A 19,987-nucleotide genomic window follows, 5' to 3' on the forward strand; every position below is an offset into this window, starting at 1 on the left:
GGGGCGGCCTGGCTCAAACCGCCATCAACTCCTGCTCCTTGGCCTTCACCACTTCGTCCACGTCCTTGACGTGCTTGTCGGTGAGCTTCTGGATCTCTTCCTCGCTGCGGCGGGCGTCGTCCTCGGTGACCTGCTTTTCCTTGAGCAGTTCCTTGACGTGCTGGATCGCGTCGCGGCGCACGTTGCGGATGGCGACCTTGGCGTTCTCGCCCTCGCCGTGCACGTGCTTGGAGAGCTCCTTGCGGCGCTCCTCGGTCAGCGGCGGCAGGTTGATGCGGATGACCGTGCCGGCGGTGTTCGGGGTCAGGCCCAGGTCGGAGGCCAGGATGGCCTTCTCGACCGCGGCCACCATGCCCTTTTCCCAGGGCGTGATGGTGAGCGAGCGGGCATCGGCGACCGACACCGTGGCAACCTGCGTCAGCGGCATGTCGGAGCCGTAGTAGTTCACCTTCAGGTGGTCCACGAGGGCGGTGGTGGCGCGGCCGGTGCGCAGCTTGGTCAGTTCGTGGCGGAAGGCCTCGACGGACTTGGTCATGCGGGTCTGGGCGTCTTTCTTGATGTCGTTGAGCATCGCGGGCTCCGCGTGTGTCTGGCTGGGTTCCGGGGCAGGCCCGGGATTATAGGCGTTGGGCCGGTGGGGCGCTCAGCCGGCGTCGACGAGGGTGCCGAGCGGCTCGCCGCGCAGGATCCGCATCAGCGCCCCGGCCTGCATCATGTCGTAGATGCGCAGGGGCACCCTGTTGTCGCGGCACAGGGCGAAGGCGGCGGTGTCCATCACCTGCAGGTTGCGGGCGATGACGTCGTCGTAGGTGAGGCGGTCGTAGCGCTTGGCGGCCGGGTTCTTCTTCGGGTCGGCGTCGTAGATGCCGTCCACCTTGGTGGCCTTGAGCAGCAGGTCGGCGCCGACTTCGCTGGCGCGCAGCGCGGCCGCCGAGTCGGTGGTGAAGAAGGGGTTGCCGGTGCCGGCGGCGAACAGGGCGATGCGGCCCTTCTCCATGTGCCGGATGGCGCGGCGGCGGATGTAGTCCTCGCACACCTCGTTGATCTTGATCGCGCTCATCACCCGGGCGAAGCCGCCGGCCTTCTCGAGCGCGTCGGCCATGGCCAGGGCGTTGATGACCGTGGCCAGCATGCCCATGTGGTCGCCGGTGACCCGGTCCATGCCGGCGGCGGCCAGGCCGGCGCCGCGGAAGATGTTGCCGCCGCCGATCACCAGGCCGATCTCGGCGCCGGCGCGCTGGGCCTCGACGATCTCGGCGGCCAGGGCCTGGATGACCTTCGGGTCGATGCCGTAGTCCTCGTTGCCCATCAGGGCTTCGCCGGAGAGCTTGAGCAGGATGCGGCGGTACTTCAGGGGCTGGGCGCTCATGGTCTCTCCGGTGGCAGGGCAAACGGCGGGATTCTAGCCGATCGGCGCGCGGGCCGGCGGCGGCGCAAGAAAAAACCCGCGGTTGCCCGCGGGTTTCTCCATGCCGGGTTGTCGCCGGGCGGGGCGGTGGATCAGACCGCCATCGCCTTGGCCACTTCCGCGGCGTAGTCCTCGACCACCTTCTCGATGCCTTCGCCGACGGCCAGGCGCTGGAACTGCACCACGTCGGCGCCGGCGGCCTTCACGGCCTGCTCGACCGACTGGTCGGTGTTGAGCACGTACGGCTGGCCGTACAGGGTGACTTCGTTGACGATCTTGGCGACCTTGCCGCTGATGATCTTCTCGAGGATCTCGGCCGGCTTGGCCTTGTCCTTCTCGGACATCTTGGCCAGCTCGATTTCCTTTTCCTTGGCCAGGAACTCGGCCGGCACGTCGGCGGCCTTGTTGTACGGCGGGTTCATGGCGGCCACGTGCATGGCGATGCCACGGGCCAGCTCGACGTCGCCGCCCTTGAGCTCGACCAGCACGCCGATGCGGCCACCGTGGATGTAGGCGGCCACGTGGTTGGCGCTGTCGACCTTGGCCATGCGGCGCACCTGCACGTTCTCGCCGACCTTGGCGATGACGGCGGCGCGGGCTTCCTCGACGGTCTCGCCCGACGGCAGCTTGGCGGCCTTCAGGGCGTCGATGTCGGCGGCGCCGGAGGCCAGGGCGGCCTGGGCGACGGCGTTGGCGAAGGAGACGAAGTTGTCGTCCTTGGCCACGAAGTCGGTCTCGGAGTTGATCTCGACCAGCACGGCCTTGCCACCCTCGGAGGCGGCGACGATGCGGCCCTCGGCGGCGACGCGGTCGGCCTTCTTGTCGGCCTTGGCCAGGCCCTGCTTGCGCAGCCACTCGGCGGCGGCGTCGATGTCGCCCTTGTTCTCGGTGAGCGCCTTCTTGCACTCCATCATGCCGGCGCCGGTGCGCTCGCGCAGGTCTTTCACGAGGGAAGCCGTGATTTCCATGGGTATCTCCAACTGGATTGATTGGGCGCGCCGGCGGGCCGGCACGCGCGAATGGGGAGCCGCGGCGCAGCCTGGCGCCGCGGCATGACGCGGATGTTGCTTAGCGCTTGTCGCCGGCCGGGCGGCGCGGGGCGCGCTTGGCGTCGTCGCGCGGGGCGCGCGGGCCACGCGGGGCGGCCTTCTTGTCTTCCTTGGCGACCGGGTTGCCCTCGGCGTCGAGCTCGACGAAGTCGTCGGCGGCCACGTGGGCCTGCGGCGAGGCGGCCTTGCCCTCGAGCACGGCGTCGGCGGCGGCGCGCACGTACAGCTGCACGGCGCGGATGGCGTCGTCGTTGCCCGGGATGGCGTAGTCCACCAGGTTCGGGTCGTAGTTGGTGTCGACCACGGCGATCACCGGGATGCCGAGCTTCTTGGCTTCCTGCACGGCGATGTTCTCGTGGCCGATGTCGATCACGAACAGGGCGTCCGGCAGGCGGCTCATTTCCTTGATGCCGCCCAGCGAGGCTTCCAGCTTGTCACGCTCGCGGCGCAGGGTGAGCACCTCGTGCTTGACCAGCTTCTCGAAGGTGCCGTCGGTCTCGGCGGCCTCGAGCTCCTTCAGGCGGGCGACCGACTTCTTCACGGTGGCGAAGTTGGTCAGGGTGCCGCCCAGCCAGCGCATGCTCATGTACGGCATGCCGCAGCGCACGGCTTCTTCCTTGATCGACTCGCGGGCCGAGCGCTTGGTGCCGACGAACAGCACGGTGCCGCGCTTCTGGGCGATGGCCGAGATGAAGTTCATCGCGTCCTGGAACAGCGGCAGGGTCTTTTCCAGGTTGATGATGTGGATCTTGCCGCGGGCGCCGAAGATGTACGGGCCCATCTTGGGGTTCCAGTAGCGGGTCTGGTGGCCGAAGTGCACGCCGGCTTCCAGCATCTGGCGCATGGTGACCTGGGACATTCTTGTATTCCTTTCACGACAGGGAGCCGGCCGCGCTCTGGCGGCTTCGAAGCTCCGGGGTTGGGCCTCCACCAGGCTGCCGTCTCGAACCCTGGAACCGTGGTTCCGGGGCACCCCGGGACGGGGGATGGCCTGGTGTGTGTATTCGCCGGTGACGCCCGGCGTGGGCGGCCGAAGCCCGGTGGACCGGGGTTTCGAGCCGCGGGAGTATAGCCCGCTGGCCCAATTGGCCGCAACTGAGGGATAATCGCGCCATGCACATCACCCTGAAGAGTCCCGAGGACATCGAGCGCATGCGCGTGGCCGGCCGCCTGGCCGCCGAGGTGCTGCAGGTCGTCGCCCCCCACGTGAAGCCCGGCGTGACCACCGCCGAGCTCGACCGGATCTGCCACGACCACATCGTCAACGTGCAGGGGGCCATCCCGGCCAACGTCGGCTACAAGGGCTTCCCGGCCACGGTCTGCACCTCGGTCAACAACGTCATCTGCCACGGCATCCCCAGCGACGCCAAGGTCCTGAAGGACGGCGACATCATCAACATCGACGTCACCGTCATCAAGGACGGCTGGCACGGCGACACCAGCCGCATGTACTTCGTCGGCGAGCCCAGCGTGAAGGCCCGCCGGCTGGTGGAAGTGACCCGCGAGGCCATGTTCCGCGGCATCCGCGCGGTGCGCCCGGGCGCCACCCTGGGCGACATCGGCCACGCCATCCAGAAGTACGCCGAGGGCGAGCGCTTCTCGGTGGTGCGCGAGTACTGCGGCCACGGCATCGGCAGGATCTACCACGAGGAGCCGCAGGTGCTGCACTACGGCCAGCCGCAGACCGGCGTGGTGCTGCAGAAGGGCATGACCTTCACCATCGAGCCGATGATCAACGAGGGCGCCCGCCACACCAAGCTCCTGGGCGACGGCTGGACCGTGGTCACCCGCGACAAGTCGCTGTCGGCGCAGTGGGAACACACGGTGGTGGTGACCGACGACGGCGTCGAGATCCTGACCCGCCTGCCCGGCGACGACAACGAGCTGTGACCGGGGCCGGCCGGTGAGCGCCGCCCCGACCCCCGACGAACCGACCCTGGCGGCCCGCCTGGCCGCGGCCACGGACGATGCCGCCTGGCGCGAGGCCGCCAAGGCCGGCCTGGCCGCCAGCCGGGCCGAGCTGGGCCAGCGCTTCGAGGCCGGGGAGGCCATCGACCGGCTGATCTCCCGCTGCTGCGAGTCCGCCGACGAGGTGGTGCGCTCGGCCTGGGCCCGCTGCCTGCCCGACGGCCCCGGGCTGGACCTGCTGGCCACCGGCGGCTACGGCCGCGGCGAGCTCTACCCCCAGTCCGACCTCGACCTGCTGGTGCTGGGCGAGCCCGGCGTGCAAAAGGCGCACGAATCCGCCATCGGCCGCTTCTTCTCGCTGCTCTGGGACGCCGGCCTGCACACCAGCCAGGCCGTGCGCTCGCTGGCGCAGTGCGTCGAGGCGGCGGGCGAGGACATCACCGTGCTCACCGCGCTGATGGAATGCCGCGTGCTCGCCGGCGACCCGGCCGCGCCGGTCGCGCTCGCCGCCGCGTTGGCGCCGCCCGCGCTCTGGCCGCCGGCCGCCTATTTCGAGGCCAAGCGCGCCGAGCAGCGCCAGCGCCACGCGCGCTTCCACGACACCGCCCACAACCTCGAGCCCAGCATCAAGGAAGGCCCGGGCGGCCTGCGCGACCTGCAGACCGTGACCTGGATGGGCATGCGCCTGTACGGCGTGCCCGGCCTGCGCGCCCTGGTGCCGCTGGGCCTGTTGGGCGAGGACGAATGCGCCAGCCTCGAGCGCGAATGGCGGGTGCTGGCGCGCCTGCGCTTCGGCCTGCACCTGCTGGCGCGCCGCCGCGAGGAGCGCCTGGGCTTCGACTACCAGAAGAACCTGGCCACCATGCTGGGCCTGAAGGACGAGCGCCGCGACAACCTGGCGGTCGAGCAGATGATGCAGGGCTTCTTCCGCAGCGCCGCCACGGTGATGCGCATCAACGACCGCCTGCTGCAGCGCTTCGAGGAACAGCTCTCGGGCCGCGAGGCGCCGGTGCCGGCGGGCGAGGGCTACGAGCTGCGCCATGGCTACCTGGCCATGGCCGAACCGGCGCGCCTGCGCGAGGGCCTGGGCCCGGTGCTCGAGCTGCTGGCCACCTGGGACGCGTTGCCCGACGCGCGCGGACTGCATTCGGAAACCGCGCGCGCGCTGGGTGAGTCGCTGGGCGCCATCCGGCCTTATCCCGAGCAGCCGCCGGACCTGCGCCAGCGCTTCATCGAGCTGATGCAGTCGCCCCGGGCCGTGGCCACGCTCACCCGCATGGCCAGGCTGGGCGTGCTGGCGCGTTACCTGCCGGCCTTCGGCAAGGTGTCGGGGCGCATGCAGTACGACCTGTTCCATGTCTATACGGTGGACCAGCACACGCTCACCGTGCTCGCGCACATGGACGGCTTCGCGCGCCGCGCCGACGAGCGTTTCTCCATCGCCCACGAAGTGCTGCCGCGGCTGCGCAAGCCGCACCTGCTGCTGCTCGCCGGCCTGTTCCACGACATCGCCAAGGGCCGCGGCGGCGACCATTCCGAGCTGGGCGCGGTGGACGCGCGCGAATTCGCCGCGGCGCACGCGCTGCCGCAGGCCGACGCCGACCTGCTGGCCTGGCTGGTCGAGCAGCACCTGCTGATGTCGGTGACGGCGCAGCGCCAGGACATTTCCGACCCGGAGGTGGTGGCGCGCTTCGCCAACAAGGTGGCCGACCGCGAGCACCTGGACTACCTCTACCTGCTGACCTGCGCCGACATCGCCGGCACCAGCCCCAAGCTGTGGAATGCCTGGAAGGACCGGCTGCTGGCCGACCTGTACGCGGCCACCCGCTTCGCCCTGCGCCGCGGCCTGGAAAACCCGGTGCACGCCACCGAGATCATGGCCGAAACCCGCGCCGTGGCCCTGGAGCGCCTGCTCGGCGAAGGCCTGGACGAGGCCGAGGTGCGGCGCATCTGGGCCGCCTACCCGGACGTGGGCTTCCTGCGCTACCGGCCGGAGCAGATCGCCTGGCAGACGCGTGGCATCGCCGGCTCGGCCGGCGCGGAAACACTGGTGATGGTGCGCCCGCACCTGCAGGACGGCGGGCTGGAGGTGTTCGTGCGCACGCCCGACCGCGACGGCCTGTTCGCGGCGCTGGTAGCCACTTTCGACCGCCTCGGCCTGAACGTGCTCGAGGCGCGCGTGCTCAATTCCAGCGACGGCCATGCGCTCGACAACTTCCAGCTGATCGCGCCGCAGGGCCACGCGCCCGAGCCGGCGGCGGTGGAGGCGGCGCTGAAGGCGGCGCTGCGCGACCCGGCCAGGGTGCGCCCGCCGCGCCGCGCGGCCCCGCGCCAACTGCGCCACTTCCGGGTGCCGGCGCGGGTCGACTTCGACCTCTCGGCCGACGGCCGCCACACGCGCATGAGCCTGGTCTGCACCGACCAGCCCGGCCTGCTGGCGGGCGTGGCCCAGGTGCTGCGCAAGTTCCGCCTGCGCGTGCACGACGCCCGCATCGCCACCTTCGGCGAGAAGGTGGAGGACTTCTTCCTGCTCACCGACGAGCGCGACCAGCCGGTCGGCGACCAGGCCCTGTTGGACGAACTGCGCGCGGCCATCGTGGCCGGCGTGGATGGAGAACACTGAAATGGCAAGGAAAAAGGCAAGCACCGAGCAGCTGCAGGCGATCATCGAGGACGCATTCGAACGCCGCGCCACGCTCACCACCGCCGAGATCGACGGTTCCACCCGGCCGGCGGTGGAGGAGGCCATCGCCCTGCTCGAGTCGGGCAAGGCGCGCGTCGCCGCGCCGCACGGCGGCAAGTGGGAGGTGAACGAGTGGCTGAAGAAGGCCGTGCTGCTCTACTTCCGCGTCAACGACATGCAGATGATGGAAGGCTTCCCGGCGCCCTACTGGGACAAGGTGCGGCTGCGCTTCGACCACTTCGACGAGGGCGACTTCCGCGACCTGGGCGCCCGCGTGGTGCCGGGCGCCATCGTGCGTTCGGGCGCGCACATCGGCAAGGACGTGGTGCTGATGCCCAGCTTCGTGAACATCGGCGCCTACGTCGGCGCCGGCACCATGGTCGACACCTGGGCCACCGTGGGCAGCTGCGCCCAGGTGGGCAAGCACTGCCACATCTCGGGCGGCGCCGGCATCGGCGGCGTGCTCGAGCCGCTGCAGGCCAGCCCCACCATCATCGAGGACGGCTGCTTCATCGGCGCCCGCGCCGAGGTGGTGGAAGGCGTGGTGGTGGAGAAGGGCAGCGTGATCGGCATGGGAGTTTTTCTCAGCCAGTCCACCCGGATCTACAACAGAATGACCGGCGAGGTCACCTACGGGCGGGTTCCCGCGGGTAGCGTCGTGGTGTCGGGCTCGTTGCCCTCGTCGGACGGCAAGTACTCGCTGTACTGCGCCGTCATCGTCAAGCAGGTCGATGCCAGGACCCGCGCGAAGACGTCCGTCAACGAACTGCTGCGCGGCGCCGTGGAGTGACCCTTCCCCTGGCCACCCCGGAGTAGGTCCCATGTCGAAGCTGTCCCGTGTCGCCGCCTGGCTGCTGTGCGCAACCTCGCTGGCGGGAGGCCCCGCGTCCGCGCAGGTGGACGTCGCCACCTTCACCAAGCTCGACAGCTTCACCGACATCGAGATTTCGCCCACCGGCGAGTTCTACGCGGCCACCGTGCCGCTGGGCGACCGCACCGGGCTGGTGGTGCTCCGGCGCGCCGACAATTCCGTGACCGCGCGCTTCGCGCTGGGCAAGGACACCCACATCGACGAGTTTTCCTGGGTCAGCGACGACCGCCTGCTGCTGGGCATGGCCGAAGCCTTCGGCTCCGACGACGAGCCCAGCCCCACCGGTGAAATCTACGCGGTGGACGCGGACGGCAAGAACATCAAGAACCTGGTGGGCTTCCGGGCCGAGGGGAACGGCCCCGGCACCCGCATCCAGGGCCGCACGCAGGAAGACGTCGCGGCCTACCTGCTCGCCACCATGGCCGACGACCCGAACACCGTGCTGATCGAGGTCTGGCCCTTCCACGACGACCCCTACACCCGCGTCGAAACCCTGGACGTGCGCACCGGGCGGCGCCGCCCGGTGACCCGCGCGCCGGTCCAGCACGCCGATTTCACGGTGGACCATGCCCGGCAGGTGCGTTTCGCCCACGGCATCGGCGCCGACAATGCCAGCATGCTCTACCACCGCAGCGGCGACGACGCCGAGTGGCAGCTGGTGAACGACCAGTCCAAGACCGGCCGCGTCGAGCGCCCGGTCGGCTTCGCCGCCGACAACCGCACCGCCTACCTGCTGGTGGAGGACCGCCAGGGCACCGACAAGGTCGTCGCCTTCGACACCGTGGCGGGTGGCCGCCGCCCGCTGCTGCAGCACGAGAAGGTCGACCCGTACACCATGCTCTACACGCTCGGCGACCAGGACATCCCCGTGGGCGCCAAGTTCATCGGCGACAAGGTCGAGCAGCAGTTCTTCGACGACGCCTCGGCCGAAGCCCGCCTGTACAAGATGCTCCAGGCCGCCTTCGCCGGCCAGGGGGTGTACGTCACGTCCACCACGCGGGACGGCAAGCTGGCCCTGGTGCAGGTGGCCAGCGGCACCAACCCGGGCGACTTCTACCTGTTCGACGTGGCCACGAAGAAGGCCAACTACCTGCTGAGCCGCCGGGAGTGGATCGACCCGGCGCAGATGGGCGAAGTGCGCCCGGTCAGCTTCAAGGCCCGCGACGGCCTGCCGCTGCACGGCTACCTCACCCTCCCGCCCGGTTCCGACGGCAAGAACCTGCCGATGGTGGTGAACCCGCACGGTGGCCCCTTCGGCGTCTTCGACACCCCGCACTTCGACGCCGAGGCGCAGATGCTCGCCCGGGCTGGTTATGCCGTGCTGAAGGTGAACTTCCGTGGTTCGGGCAACTACGGCCGCGCCTTCCACGAGGCCGGCGCCAGGCAATGGGGCAAGGCCATGCAGGACGACCTGACCGACGCCACCCGCTGGGCGGCGGAGCAGGGCATCGCCGACCCGAAGCGCGTCTGCATCTACGGCGGCAGCTACGGCGCCTATGCCTCGCTGATGGGCGTGGCGCGCGAGCCGGACCTCTACCGCTGCGCGGTGGGCTACGTGGGCGTTTACGACCTGGACATGATGGTGCGCGAGGGCCGCGGCGACAGCCGCGCCAACTCGGTCTTCTACCGCCAGTGGGTGGGCGAGGCCGGCAGCCTGGCCGAGGTGTCGCCCAACCGCCTGGCCGAGCGCATCACGGTGCCGGTGTTCCTGGCCGCCGGCGGCGAAGACCGGGTGGCCCCCGTGGAGCACACCGAGCGCATGGAAAAGGCCCTGCGCAAGGCCGGCGTGCCGGTGGAGACCCTGTACTACCCGAACGAGGGCCACGGCTTCTACACCGAGGAGCATCGCGCCGAGTACTACGGCAAACTGTTGGCCTTCCTGGCCCGTCATCTCGGCGGTGCCGCCCCGAAATAACGGAGTTCCCGGATGGTGACGGTCTACGGCCTCGACAACTGCGACACCTGCAGGAAGGCGCGCAACTGGCTCAAGCGCTTCGACGTGGCGCATGAGTTCGTCGACTACCGCGCCCAGCGCGTGCCGGCGGAAACGCTCAAGGCCTGGGCCGCGCAGCTGGGCGGCTGGGACAAGCTCATCAACAAGGCCTCCACCACCTGGCGCCAGCTGCCCGAGGGCCGCAAGTCGCCCGGCTCCGATCCGGAATGGACGCTGCTGCTGAAGGAACACCCGGCGCTGGTGAAGCGCCCCGTGGTGGTGACGGCCGACGGCGTGGTCACCGTGGGCTTCACCGACAATGCCTTCAAGGCGCGGTTCGGGGTGGGCAAGTGAGCGAGGTGCTGGCGCTCGCCCGCGAACTGATCGCGCGCCCCTCGGTGACGCCCGACGACGCCGGCTGCCAGGACCTGGTGGCCGAGCGCCTGCGGCGCGCCGGCTTCACGGTGCAGCGGCTCGACTTCGGCGCCGTGCGCAACCTCTGGGCGACCCACGGCAGCGGTGGCGAGGTGCTGTGTTTCCTGGGCCACACCGACGTGGTGCCGCCCGGCCCGCGCGAGGCCTGGCACAGCGACCCGTTCGAACCCACCGAGCGCGACGGCTATCTCTACGGCCGCGGCGCCGCCGACATGAAGGGCAGCGTGGCCGCGTTCGTGCTGGCCGCCGAGCAGTTCGTGGCGGAACACCCCGGCCACCCGGGCACCCTGGCCCTGCTGCTCACCTCCGACGAGGAGGGCGACGCCATCGACGGCGTGCGCCGGGTGGCCGAACACTTCAAGGCCAGCGGCCAGCCCATCCACTACTGCATCACCGGCGAGCCCTCGTCGAAGGAGGCGCTGGGCGACCTGCTGCGCGTCGGCCGCCGCGGCACGCTCTCGGGCGTGCTCACGGTGAAGGGCATCCAGGGCCACGTGGCCTACCCGGAGAAGGCGCGCAACCCCATCCACCAGGCCATGCCGGCGCTGGCCGAGCTGTGCGCGCGGCGCTGGGACGAGGGTTACCCCGAATTCCCGCCCTCGAGCTTCCAGGTCTCGAACATCCATGCCGGCACCGGCGCGAACAACGTCATCCCGGGCCACTGCGAGGTGGTGTTCAACTTCCGCTTCAACCCGGGCTGGCAGGCGGCGCAGCTGGAAGCCGAGGTCGAGGCCGTGCTGGCCCGCCACGGCCTTGAGTACGACCTGCTCTGGCACCGGGGCGGCGAACCCTTCCTCACCGGCGAAGGCCGGCTGCGCGCCGCCGCGCGCGCGGTGCTGCGCGGGCAACTGGGCGTGGTGCCCGAGGAAAACACCGGCGGCGGCACCTCGGATGCCCGTTTCATCGCGCCTCTCGGCGCCGAGGTGGTGGAGCTGGGGCCCATCAACGCCAGCATCCACAAGGTCAACGAACGCGTCGCCATTGATGAACTCGCGCGCCTCCCCGCGCTTTACCGAGCCATCGCCGAGCGCCTGCTTCTCGCCTGAGCCTCCCGCTTCCTCCCCGGTGTCCCGTTATGCCGCGGCCTTGAACCAGGCCGCCTCGCTGGTGTTGAGCGGCCGGGCGTCGCGCAGTTCGCGCAGGATGCCCAGCACCTCGCGGTGCACGGCCTGCAGGCCGGCGTCGGGCGACTGCCGCGTCTCGTGGTAGACCACCGCCAGCCACAGCGCGATCGACCGCTGGCGCAGCAGGATCGAGCGGTCGCGCACGCGGCTGGCCGCCACCGCCGCCACCGGGCTCCAGGGCCGGTACATCACCGGCTCGTTGTCGCCATGCAGGTGGGGAAGGGGCAGCACCGCGGCGGCCTGTATCTCGGCCAGGGTCTGGTCAACGACGAGCTTGCGCTGGGCGCCATCGAGGGCGTGCACGGCCTTGCGAACGGCCGCGGCCTGCTTGTGCAGGGAATGCCGGCGCCAATGCACCAGCAGCGAAATCAACATGTCCATCCAACCTACCTCGCCGAAGTGGAAACCCGGGTGGTAGATCGCTCCCCCTGACGGCGATCCCTCCGTCCTCTGCCCGGCGGAGCGCACCGGGCAGTGGTCCGTTTATGGCGCAAATCGTGACGGCTGTCAGGTTCTTGCTGCGGAACTGTGAACAACCTCACATTTTCGGACGCAGGGCCAGCACGTACCGGGCCTCGCCGGGCAGGAAGGGCGTGGGCTCGCCCTGCACCCAGGCGGCATGGCCGGCGCCCCAGAACGGCGACATCGGGTGGCCGCTCTGGCCGCCGGGCATGTGCGCGAAGCCTTCGGCCTCGCGGCCCGGCGACACCACCATGCGTTCGCTGGCGCCGAACTCCGGCCCCTGCACCAGCGGCATGTTGCCGTCGCCGCGCAGCGGCTCGGCCGGCATGCACAGCGGGCCGCGCAGCGGGCCGGGCAGGGCGCCCGCCAGCGGGTGGCAGATGCGCGCGGTGTTGCGTTCGCCCCAGGTGCGCTCGGCCAGCGGGCCGGTGGCTTCAAGCTGGCCGCGGATGTCGCCGGCGGCGTCGGCCAGCAGCGCGTCCCAGCTGTCGAACTTGCGCGGCAGCAGGTGGACCGGGCGCTGCTGCAGCATCGGCCAGGCGATGGCTTCCATCTGCGGCAGGTCGGGCATCACGAAGGCCTTGCCGAGCGCGGCCTGCGCCGGCGCGGTCAGGCCGTTCTGGATGCGCTCGATGACCGCCAGGCGCCAGGCGCGCACGATGCGGTAGCCGGCGGAATCGACGCTGGCGTGGCCGCTCCAGTCGGCGCTGGCGGCGGCCAGGGCCTGCAGGTCGGCGTTGCCGCTGCGCGTGGCCTCGGCCTGCAGGGCCTCGTGCCAGCGGGCCAGGAACAAGGCGCGGTCGTCGAGCTGCACCGCCAGCAGGTCGCGTTCGTCGAGCACGGGCCTGGCGCGCAGCGCGTCGCGGATCTGCCGGGCGCGGGCGCCGTTGGCGTAGCCGGCGTCGCCCACCAGGGCCAGCGCAGCGCCGTCCACCACGCGGGCGTTGGCGGTCCAGAGCACGCCGTCGGCGGGGTCCACGATGCTGGGGTTTTCGGTGGAGGGCAGCCAGCCGCTCCAGCGGCAGGCCTGTTCCGGCCGTAGCGGCGCGGTGGGTTCGCAGTCGCCGTCGCGCTGCGGCATCTGCGCGGTCAGGCGCCAGGCGATGCGGCCGTGGCGGTCGGCCATCATCAGGTTCTGTGCCGGGATGCCGGCGGTGTCGGCCGCGGCGAGGCCCTCGTCGAGGTTGCCGGCATGGGCCAGGTCGGCCAGGCCGAAGTTGAGCGAGCCCGGCAGCTGCGCGGTCCAGCGCAGGGCCAGGGCGTTGCCGTCGTCCAGGTCCACGGTGACGGGGCCCCAGCGCGTCTCGCGCACCTTCAGCTCCACCGGCTCGCCGCCCTTCACCTCGATCCACTCGCTGTCCACGCGCAGCGCGGCTTCGCCTTCCGGCACGCGGTATTTCAGCTTGTCGGCGTCGGTGAACTCGACGCGGTAGAAGTCCAGCCAGTCGCCGTAGCTGTTGGTGAAGCCCCAGGCCACGTGGCCGTTGCTGCCGACGATCACCGCGGGAATGCCGGGCAGGGTGAAGCCGCTGACGTCCACCTGGCCGCCGGGGGCGCGCGCATCGGCGTACTTCAGCCGCGCGCGGAACCAGAGGTTCGGCGCGCGCAACCCCAGGTGCATGTCATTGGCGACGATGGCGCGGCCGTCGGCGGTGCGCTGGCCGGACACGGCGAAGTTGTTGCTGCCGGGCGCGGCGGGCTCGGAGACGTCGTAGTCGCCGTTCGGCGCCGGCACGGGCAGCTGGCGCAGGTCGAGTTCTTCCGGGCCGGGCAGCAAGGCGTTGCCGCGCGGCTCGCCCACCAGCGGCGCGTCCCACTCGCTGCCGTCCACCGACAGCAGCGCGTACAGCGGCGCCGGCACCACCTCGCGGATGCGCCACATCGCCAGCTCGCGCGAGTTCGACTCGTCCTGCAGGTCGAAGAACATGGCGTAGCCGGCGAGCGCGGTGTCCTCGAGCGTCCACGGCTGCGGCTCGGTGCGCAGCAGCAGGTAGGGCCAGGGCGTGGCCTCGAGCGCCACCACGCCGGCGTTCACGCCGTCGCGGTAGGCCTCGAGCACCGGCAGGCGGTCGCCGGCCACGCTGGCGTAGCTTTCGGCCAGGCGGGCGCGCAGGCGGTGCACGCGGATTTCCTTGTCCCGTTCGATGGCGATGGGGCCGAACAGCGCCGAGAGTTCGCCGGCCGCCGAGCGGCGCAGCAGGTCCATTTCGAAGTAGCGCTCCTGCGCGTGCACGAAGCCCAGCGCGCGGGCCGCGTCGGCCTCGTTGGCGGCTTCGATGGTGGCGATGCCGAGCGCGTCGCGGCTGACCGTGACCGGCGCCGACAGGCCGGGCAGGGCCAGCTCGCCTTCGATGAGCGGCAGGCTGCCACGCACCGCCCACAGGCCCCAGAACAGCGCCAGCACCCCCAGGATGACCAGCACGGCCAGCAGTCGGGTGGCGACACGAACGGCCTTGCGCATGGGCGAACTCCGGGGCGGGTGCGGGAAACCCCAAGAATGTCCGAACCGGCGCCGCGCCGCCACGTTGTGGCAAACTGGCGCCGTCCCACCGCCGTGAGTGCCATGCGCCAGACCGCCTGAAATCGCGACCGCCCGGTTCCCGTACCGGCCCCGACTTCAACCGCCGCACCCCGGCGGAGGCCTGCCATGACGACACTCTCCTTCCGCGACCTCGCGCTGCGCGCGCCCGACGGGCAGCCGCTGCTCGACGGCGCCAGCGCTTCCCTCGAACCTGGTTTCACCGGCCTGGTCGGCGCCAACGGCGCCGGCAAGAGCACCCTGCTGCGCACCCTGGCCGGCCTGCTTGCTCCCGCCTCGGGCGAGGTGCGCCGCGGCCGCGTGCGCCTGGTGCAGCCGCAGGGCCCGCGCCAGGCACTGGCCGACGCGCTGGCCGCGCTGCCCGAATCCCTGCACGGCGCCCCGTCGGCCACGCGCCGCGACGTGGCGCGCCTGCTGCCGCACCCGCTGGATGCGGCCCACGCCAGCCCCGGCGAATGCGCCCGCGCCTGGCTGGCCGTGGCCGCCGCCACCGCGGCCGATGCCTGGCTTCTCGACGAACCCAGCGCCCACCTCGACGCCGAAGGCCGCCACTGGCTGCGCGGCTGGCTGGCGCGCTGCGAGGTGCCGGTGCTGGTGGCCAGCCACGACCGCGCCCTGTTGTCCGGCGCGGACCGGATCTGGGAACTTTCGAACGCCCGGCTCACGACCTGGGGCGGCGGATTCGAGGCCTATTTCGAAGCCCGTCGCGCCGAACGCGAGCGCGCCGAAGCCAACCTGCAGCGCCACCGGCGCGAGCAGCGCGCGCTCGAACGCGAGGCCCAGGCCGCGCGCGAGCGCGCCGACCGCCGCGCCGCCCGCGGCGCCGCCGAGGTGCGCAAGGGCAGCCAGGGCAAGCTGCTGGCGGGTTTCCTTCAGGGGCGCGCCGAACAGGGCCGGGGCGCGCAGGCGCGGGCGGCCGCGGCGCGCCTGGAAAGCGCCGTCGGCGCCGTGCAGGCGGCGCGCGAACGGCTGGCGCTGGAGCCGGACTTCCGGCTCGATCTGGGCGGCTTCTCCGTACCCGCGGGCAAGCGCCTGCTGGTGGCGGAAGGGCTTTCGCTGCTGGCAGGCGAACGCTGCCTGCTGCGTGACTTCGACCTGGTGCTGCAAGGCCCGCGCCGGCTGGCGCTGCAGGGGCCGAACGGCAGCGGCAAGTCGCGCCTGCTGCGCGCGCTGGCCGGCGTGCAGCCCTCCGACGCCGGCCGCGTGCTGCCGGAAGCGCTGCCCATCGCGCTGGTGGACCAGCAGGGCGCCGGCGAACGCGACGACGACACCGTGCTCCGGGCCTTCCTGCGCCGGCAGCCCATGCCCGAAGGCGCGGCGCGCGAACGCCTGGCCTGGTTCCTGTTCACCGGCGTGCGCGTGTTCCAGCCGGTGGGCACGCTGAGCGCCGGCGAACGCCTGCGCCTGGCCCTGGCCTGCCAGCTCGGCGGCCCCGCGATGCCCGGCCTGCTGCTGCTCGACGAACCCGACAACCACCTCGACCTGCCGTCGCTGCGCGCGGTGGAGCAGGCGCTGGCGCAGTTCCCGGGCGGGCTGGTGGTGGTGAGCCACGACGAAGCCTTCCTGGCCGCGGCGGGCGTGGAAGAGCGGCTTCGCCTGGGCGGCTGAGCGGGCGGGGGCGCTTGCGCCGGCGCGCCGGGCATGCCTATGCTCGGGCCATGCGCTGCACCGCCGCCAACAACGCCAATAACAACAATCGTCCCCGTCCGCGGGTCGACGACTTGGCGCGCTAGCTAGAAACAGCCACCCCAGTCCAAGACGGCCCGCACTGACGAAGTGCGGGCCGTCTGCGTTTGCGCCCCCGAAAACCACCCAAGGAGCTTCCACGATGTGTTCGATACTCGGTGTCCACGACGCCCGCCCCGGCGCCGACCTGCGCCCGCTGCGGCCACTGGCCCTGTCCCTCTCGGCGCTGCAGCGCCACCGCGGGCCCGACTGGTCGGGCGTGTTCGCCGCGCCGGCCTGCCTGCTGGTGCACGAGCGCCTGGCCATCGTCGACCCGGCCGGCGGCGCCCAGCCGCTGCGCTCGGCCGACGGCCGGCTGGCGCTGGCGGTGAACGGCGAGATCTACAACCACCGCGAACTCGAACAGTCGCTGGCCGCGGGTTACGACTTCCAGTCGAAGTCCGACTGCGAGGTGATCAACGCGCTCTACCTGCAGGAAGGCCCGGGGGCGGTGGCGAAGCTCAACGGCATCTTCGCCTTCGCGCTGTGGGACGAACGGGAACGGCGGCTGGTGGTGGCGCGCGACCCGCTCGGCGTTTGCCCGCTGTACTGGGGCCACGACGGCGACGGCCGGCTCTGGTTGGCCTCGGAGATGAAGGTGCTGGCGCGGCTGTGCGACGACGTGGCGGCCTTCCCGCCGGGCCATGTGTTCGACAGCGCCACCGGCCAAACCACGCGCTACCACCAGCGCGCCTGGCGCGACTACGAGGCCACCCGCGGCGTCGCCGTGGCGCCGCGGGCCCTGCGCGAGGGCTTCGAGCGCGCCGTGCACCGCCAGCTGATGACCGACGTGCCCTACGGCGTGCTGCTCAGCGGCGGGCTGGATTCCTCGCTGGTGGCGGCCTGCGCCGCGAAGTTCGCGCGCCAGCGGGTCGAGGACGGCGACCGCAGCGAGGCCTGGTGGCCGCGCCTGCACAGCTTCGCCATCGGCCTGCCGGGTTCGCCCGACCTGGCCGCGGCGGAAAAGGCCGCGGCGGCGCTGGGCACGGTGCACCACGGCTTCACCTACGACTTCGCCGAGGGCGTGGACGCGCTGCCCGACGTGATCCGGCACATCGAAAGCTACGACGTCACCACCGTGCGCGCCTCCACGCCGATGTACCTGCTGGCGCGGCGCATCAAGGCCATGGGCGTGAAGATGGTGCTCAGCGGCGAGGGCAGCGACGAGATCTTCGGCGGCTACCTGTACTTCCACAAGGCGCCCGACGCGCGCGAGTTCCACGCCGAATGCGTGCGCAAGCTCGACGCCCTGCACCAGTTCGACTGCCTGCGCGCCAACAAGGCCATGATGGCCTGGGGCGTGGAGGCGCGCGTGCCGTTCCTCGACCTGGAGTTCCTGGACCTGGCAATGTCGGCCGACGCCGAGGCCAAGCGCTGCGGCGGCGGGCGCATCGAGAAGGCGATGCTGCGCGAGGCCTTCGCCGGCGCGCTGCCGGACGAGATCCTGTGGCGGCAGAAGGAGCAGTTCAGCGACGGCGTCGGCTATGGCTGGATCGACGGCCTGAAGGCGCTGGCGGAGCAGCGCGTCGGCGACGCGATGCTGGCCGAGGCCGCGCTGCGCTTCCCGGTGAACCCGCCGGCCACGAAGGAAGCCTACTGGTACCGCGAACTGTTCGAGCGCGCCTTCCCGGGCGAGGCCTGCGCGCGCACGGTGCCAGGCGGCAAGTCGATCGCCTGCTCCTCACCGGCGGCGATTGCCTGGGATGCCGCGTTCGCGGCCGCGGCCGACCCTTCCGGCCGCGCCGTGGCGGGCGTGCACCGCGCGGCCGGCGTGGAGGAGGCCGCCGCCTGAGCCGGCGCCGTCAGAAGCTGGAGCCGGGCTGGGTCAGGAACTCGCGCTCTTCGGGCGTGGATTCGCGCCCGAGCAGGGCGTTGCGGTGCGGATAACGCCCGAAGCGGTCGATGATGGCCTTGTGCCGCAGCTCGAAATCGTGGTTTTCCGGCGGGGCGTGTTCGCGGTACAGCCGCTCGGCGATCTCGTGGATGCGCTTCGATTCGCTGTGCATGTAGGGCAGCAGCAGGAAGCTGCGCTCGACCGGCGACAGCGCCGCCAGCGCGCCGGCCGCCACGGCTTCCTGCGCCAGGGCCAGGGCCATCGGGTCGCAGGCGAAGGCCGCCGCGGTGCCGCGGTGGATGTTGCGCGGGAACTGGTCGAGCACGATCACCTCGGCCAGCCGGCCGCGCGCCGTGGTGCGCCAGCCGAAACACTCACCGGCGGCCGCCGCGGCGAGCAGCGCGCCGAAACGGTCGCGCACCGTGGCGTCGAAGGCCGGGTCGACCTTCCACCATTGCGCCGGCGCAGTGTCTTCGAACCAGAAGCGGAGGACGTCGTCGGCGTGCACGGCCGGCGTCAGGCCGCGGCCGCGGGCGCCGGGCGCCAGCCGAGCAGGCGCGCCGGCAGGAACAGCACGGCCTTGAGCAGGGCGAACACCGCGTCCACCGCCACGCCCACGAGCCGGAAGGGCAGGCTGAGCAGCCAGAGCACCGGCCAAAGCACGAGCACCAGCAAGGCCAGCGGCCAGGCCAGGACGAACAGCAGGCACCAGCCCACGGCGAACAGCAGGATCTTCATGGTGGTCGCTCCGGTCAGGACGCGGGTTCGGAAATTTCGATGGTGGCGTAACGCTCGCGCGCGCCGCGGGCGATGCGGCAGCTCACCGGGTAGTCGCGGCCGTCGGCGCGCAGCTTGCCTTCCACCACCAGCGTGTTGCCCTCGTCGCGGTAGGAGCCCGTCCACTGGTAGGTGGTGAGGCCGCGGCCCACGAGCTCGGCCTCGGCTTCCTGGCGGCACCAGGGCTGCAGTTCGCTGGCGCGCTGGAACACGCGTTCGGGGGCCGGCGCCGGCGTGGGCGCGATGGTGGCGAAGGCAAGGACGAGCGGCAGCATCATGGCGGGAGCTCCGGGCTTGGCGTGCTCCCACGCTGGCCGCGACCGGCTTGCCCGTCAAGTGACTCGAGTCACGGGCAGGCCGGCCATTCAGCCGACGTCTTCCCGGCGTTCAGCGGGCGAGCGTGTCGTTGATCTTGCCTTCGTCGAGGAAGCGCTCGAAGCCGGCGATGTTGCCGGCCACGTTCGGGTGGTTCATCAGCTCCTGCATGGCGATCTGGCCCAGGTGCTCGAAGGGCAGCTTCATGGCCTCGGTGCCGCCGGCCTGGGCCAGGGCGCGCATCTCGGCGGCGCAGTCCACCGTGACCAGGCGCATGAACAGCGCCGCGAACTGGCGCGAGGTTTCCTCGTGGTCGGCCGGGCTGGCGCTGGAGAGCTGGCTGATCTCGGGGTGGCCGGCCAGGGCCAGGAAGATCCACTTGCCCAGCAGCTTGCGGTCCTTGCCGGTGGTGCTGTCGGTGAAGCAGGTCTGCGTGGCCTCGACCAGCGGGTTGGCCAGCGCGGGCGCGGGCGCCGTGGCGGCGGCCAGCAGGGCGGTGGCGGCGAGGGCGGCGAAAGGCTTCATGGGCGGATTTCCTGATTCGGGCGGGAGACTGCCCCGGATGATAACGGTGCTCAGGGCGCCGCGTGCCAGAAGGAAATGTCGGGCGGCCCGGCGAGGAAGGCACCGGCGCCCTGGATGAAGGCCTGGATGTGCGGCTGCTGCAGGTGCGGCCCCAGGAACGCCGCCTGGCTGGGCCAGCGTTCAACCAGCATGAAACGCTCCGGCTCGTTCGCGTCCTGCAGCACTTCGATGCCGGCGCATTCCGGCTCCCGCGCCAGCACGGTGTCGACCAGCGCACGGATCTCCCGGCGGGCGACGTCGGCCTTGCCGGGCTGGGCGCGGTAGGCGACGAGGACGCGGGTCTGGCTCATGGCGCTTCTCCGGCAAGGGGGAGATCGATACGTTGGGTTGCGTTCCGGA

Annotated in this window: 18 protein-coding genes and 1 pseudogene; 8 read left to right on the top strand and 11 right to left on the bottom strand. The window is 71.5% G+C overall.

Annotated elements, in window-relative coordinates:
* Nucleotides 1-13 precede the first annotated feature (13 nt).
* The 4 genes from frr to rpsB form a co-directional block, all read right to left on the bottom strand.
* Nucleotides 14-571, bottom strand: a complete 558-nt coding sequence (gene frr, locus ACE3Q2_RS00580) for a ribosome recycling factor (RefSeq protein WP_231698614.1) — start codon at nt 569-571, stop codon at nt 14-16.
* A gap of 72 nt (nt 572-643) precedes the next feature.
* Nucleotides 644-1,369, bottom strand: coding sequence for a UMP kinase (gene pyrH / locus ACE3Q2_RS00585; protein ID WP_231698615.1), 726 nt, complete (start codon nt 1,367-1,369; stop codon nt 644-646).
* 131 nt (nt 1,370-1,500) lie between these two features.
* Nucleotides 1,501-2,376: a translation elongation factor Ts gene (gene tsf / locus ACE3Q2_RS00590; RefSeq protein WP_374471993.1), complete on the bottom strand. Its 876-nt coding sequence runs from the start codon at nt 2,374-2,376 to the stop codon at nt 1,501-1,503.
* Between the two features lie 100 nt (nt 2,377-2,476).
* Nucleotides 2,477-3,316: a 30S ribosomal protein S2 gene (gene rpsB, locus ACE3Q2_RS00595; RefSeq protein ID WP_231698617.1), complete on the bottom strand. Its 840-nt coding sequence runs from the start codon at nt 3,314-3,316 to the stop codon at nt 2,477-2,479.
* Between the two features lie 254 nt (nt 3,317-3,570).
* Here rpsB and map point away from each other — a divergent pair, with 254 nt between their 5' ends.
* The 6 genes and pseudogenes from map to dapE all read left to right on the top strand — a co-directional run bounded on the left by map (nt 3,571) and on the right by dapE (nt 11,333).
* On the top strand, nt 3,571-4,347 hold the full coding sequence (gene map, locus ACE3Q2_RS00600; RefSeq protein WP_231698618.1) for a type I methionyl aminopeptidase: 777 nt from the start codon (nt 3,571-3,573) through the stop codon (nt 4,345-4,347).
* 46 nt (nt 4,348-4,393) lie between these two features.
* Nucleotides 4,394-6,988 carry a [protein-PII] uridylyltransferase gene (gene glnD / locus ACE3Q2_RS00605; protein WP_374472041.1) on the top strand — a complete coding sequence of 865 codons (2,595 nt, stop codon included), beginning with the start codon at nt 4,394-4,396 and terminating at the stop codon, nt 6,986-6,988.
* Nucleotides 6,989-7,025: 37 nt separating this feature from the next.
* Nucleotides 7,026-7,838: pseudogene (gene dapD / locus ACE3Q2_RS00610) on the top strand (2,3,4,5-tetrahydropyridine-2,6-dicarboxylate N-succinyltransferase); the annotation flags it as partial.
* A 31-nt stretch (nt 7,839-7,869) separates the two neighbouring features.
* Nucleotides 7,870-9,834, top strand: a complete 1,965-nt coding sequence (locus ACE3Q2_RS00615; protein WP_374471996.1) for an alpha/beta hydrolase family protein — start codon at nt 7,870-7,872, stop codon at nt 9,832-9,834.
* Nucleotides 9,835-9,846: 12 nt separating this feature from the next.
* Nucleotides 9,847-10,206: a Spx/MgsR family RNA polymerase-binding regulatory protein gene (locus ACE3Q2_RS00620; protein ID WP_231698622.1), complete on the top strand. Its 360-nt coding sequence runs from the start codon at nt 9,847-9,849 to the stop codon at nt 10,204-10,206.
* On the top strand, nt 10,203-11,333 hold the full coding sequence (dapE, locus tag ACE3Q2_RS00625) for a succinyl-diaminopimelate desuccinylase (RefSeq protein WP_231698623.1): 1,131 nt from the start codon (nt 10,203-10,205) through the stop codon (nt 11,331-11,333). Before ACE3Q2_RS00620 ends, dapE begins: the two co-directional genes overlap by 4 nt.
* 27 nt (nt 11,334-11,360) lie before the next feature.
* On the opposite strand, the gene ACE3Q2_RS00630 is transcribed toward dapE, so the two are convergent.
* Complete coding sequence (locus tag ACE3Q2_RS00630; protein ID WP_374471999.1) at nt 11,361-11,792, bottom strand: hypothetical protein; 432 nt, start codon at nt 11,790-11,792, stop codon at nt 11,361-11,363.
* A gap of 157 nt (nt 11,793-11,949) precedes the next feature.
* A complete protein-coding gene (locus ACE3Q2_RS00635; protein WP_374472001.1) occupies nt 11,950-14,334 on the bottom strand; it encodes a penicillin acylase family protein in 2,385 nt (794 codons plus the stop codon).
* Between the two features lie 186 nt (nt 14,335-14,520).
* Between ACE3Q2_RS00635 and ACE3Q2_RS00640 the strand changes: the two genes are divergently transcribed.
* On the top strand, nt 14,521-16,020 hold the full coding sequence (locus ACE3Q2_RS00640) for an ATP-binding cassette domain-containing protein (RefSeq protein WP_374472003.1): 1,500 nt from the start codon (nt 14,521-14,523) through the stop codon (nt 16,018-16,020).
* Between the two features lie 220 nt (nt 16,021-16,240).
* A complete protein-coding gene (gene asnB, locus ACE3Q2_RS00645) occupies nt 16,241-17,929 on the top strand; it encodes an asparagine synthase B (RefSeq protein WP_374472005.1) in 1,689 nt (562 codons plus the stop codon).
* A gap of 10 nt (nt 17,930-17,939) precedes the next feature.
* On the opposite strand, the gene ACE3Q2_RS00650 is transcribed toward asnB, so the two are convergent.
* The 5 genes from ACE3Q2_RS00650 to ACE3Q2_RS00670 form a co-directional block, all read right to left on the bottom strand.
* Nucleotides 17,940-18,479, bottom strand: coding sequence for a DUF924 family protein (locus ACE3Q2_RS00650; RefSeq protein WP_374472007.1), 540 nt, complete (start codon nt 18,477-18,479; stop codon nt 17,940-17,942).
* Nucleotides 18,480-18,487: 8 nt separating this feature from the next.
* Nucleotides 18,488-18,709 (bottom strand): hypothetical protein, encoded by a 222-nt coding sequence (locus ACE3Q2_RS00655; RefSeq protein ID WP_374472009.1) that lies wholly within the window; start codon nt 18,707-18,709, stop codon nt 18,488-18,490.
* Between the two features lie 14 nt (nt 18,710-18,723).
* Complete coding sequence (locus tag ACE3Q2_RS00660) at nt 18,724-19,026, bottom strand: hypothetical protein (protein ID WP_374472011.1); 303 nt, start codon at nt 19,024-19,026, stop codon at nt 18,724-18,726.
* Between the two features lie 109 nt (nt 19,027-19,135).
* Complete coding sequence (locus ACE3Q2_RS00665) at nt 19,136-19,588, bottom strand: hypothetical protein (protein WP_374472013.1); 453 nt, start codon at nt 19,586-19,588, stop codon at nt 19,136-19,138.
* A 50-nt stretch (nt 19,589-19,638) separates the two neighbouring features.
* A complete protein-coding gene (locus ACE3Q2_RS00670; protein WP_374472015.1) occupies nt 19,639-19,938 on the bottom strand; it encodes a putative quinol monooxygenase in 300 nt (99 codons plus the stop codon).
* Nucleotides 19,939-19,987: the final 49 nt, after the last annotated feature.

Source organism: Arenimonas sp., from assembly GCF_041913985.1.
In the GTDB taxonomy this organism is placed as follows: Bacteria; Pseudomonadota; Gammaproteobacteria; order Xanthomonadales; family Xanthomonadaceae; genus Arenimonas.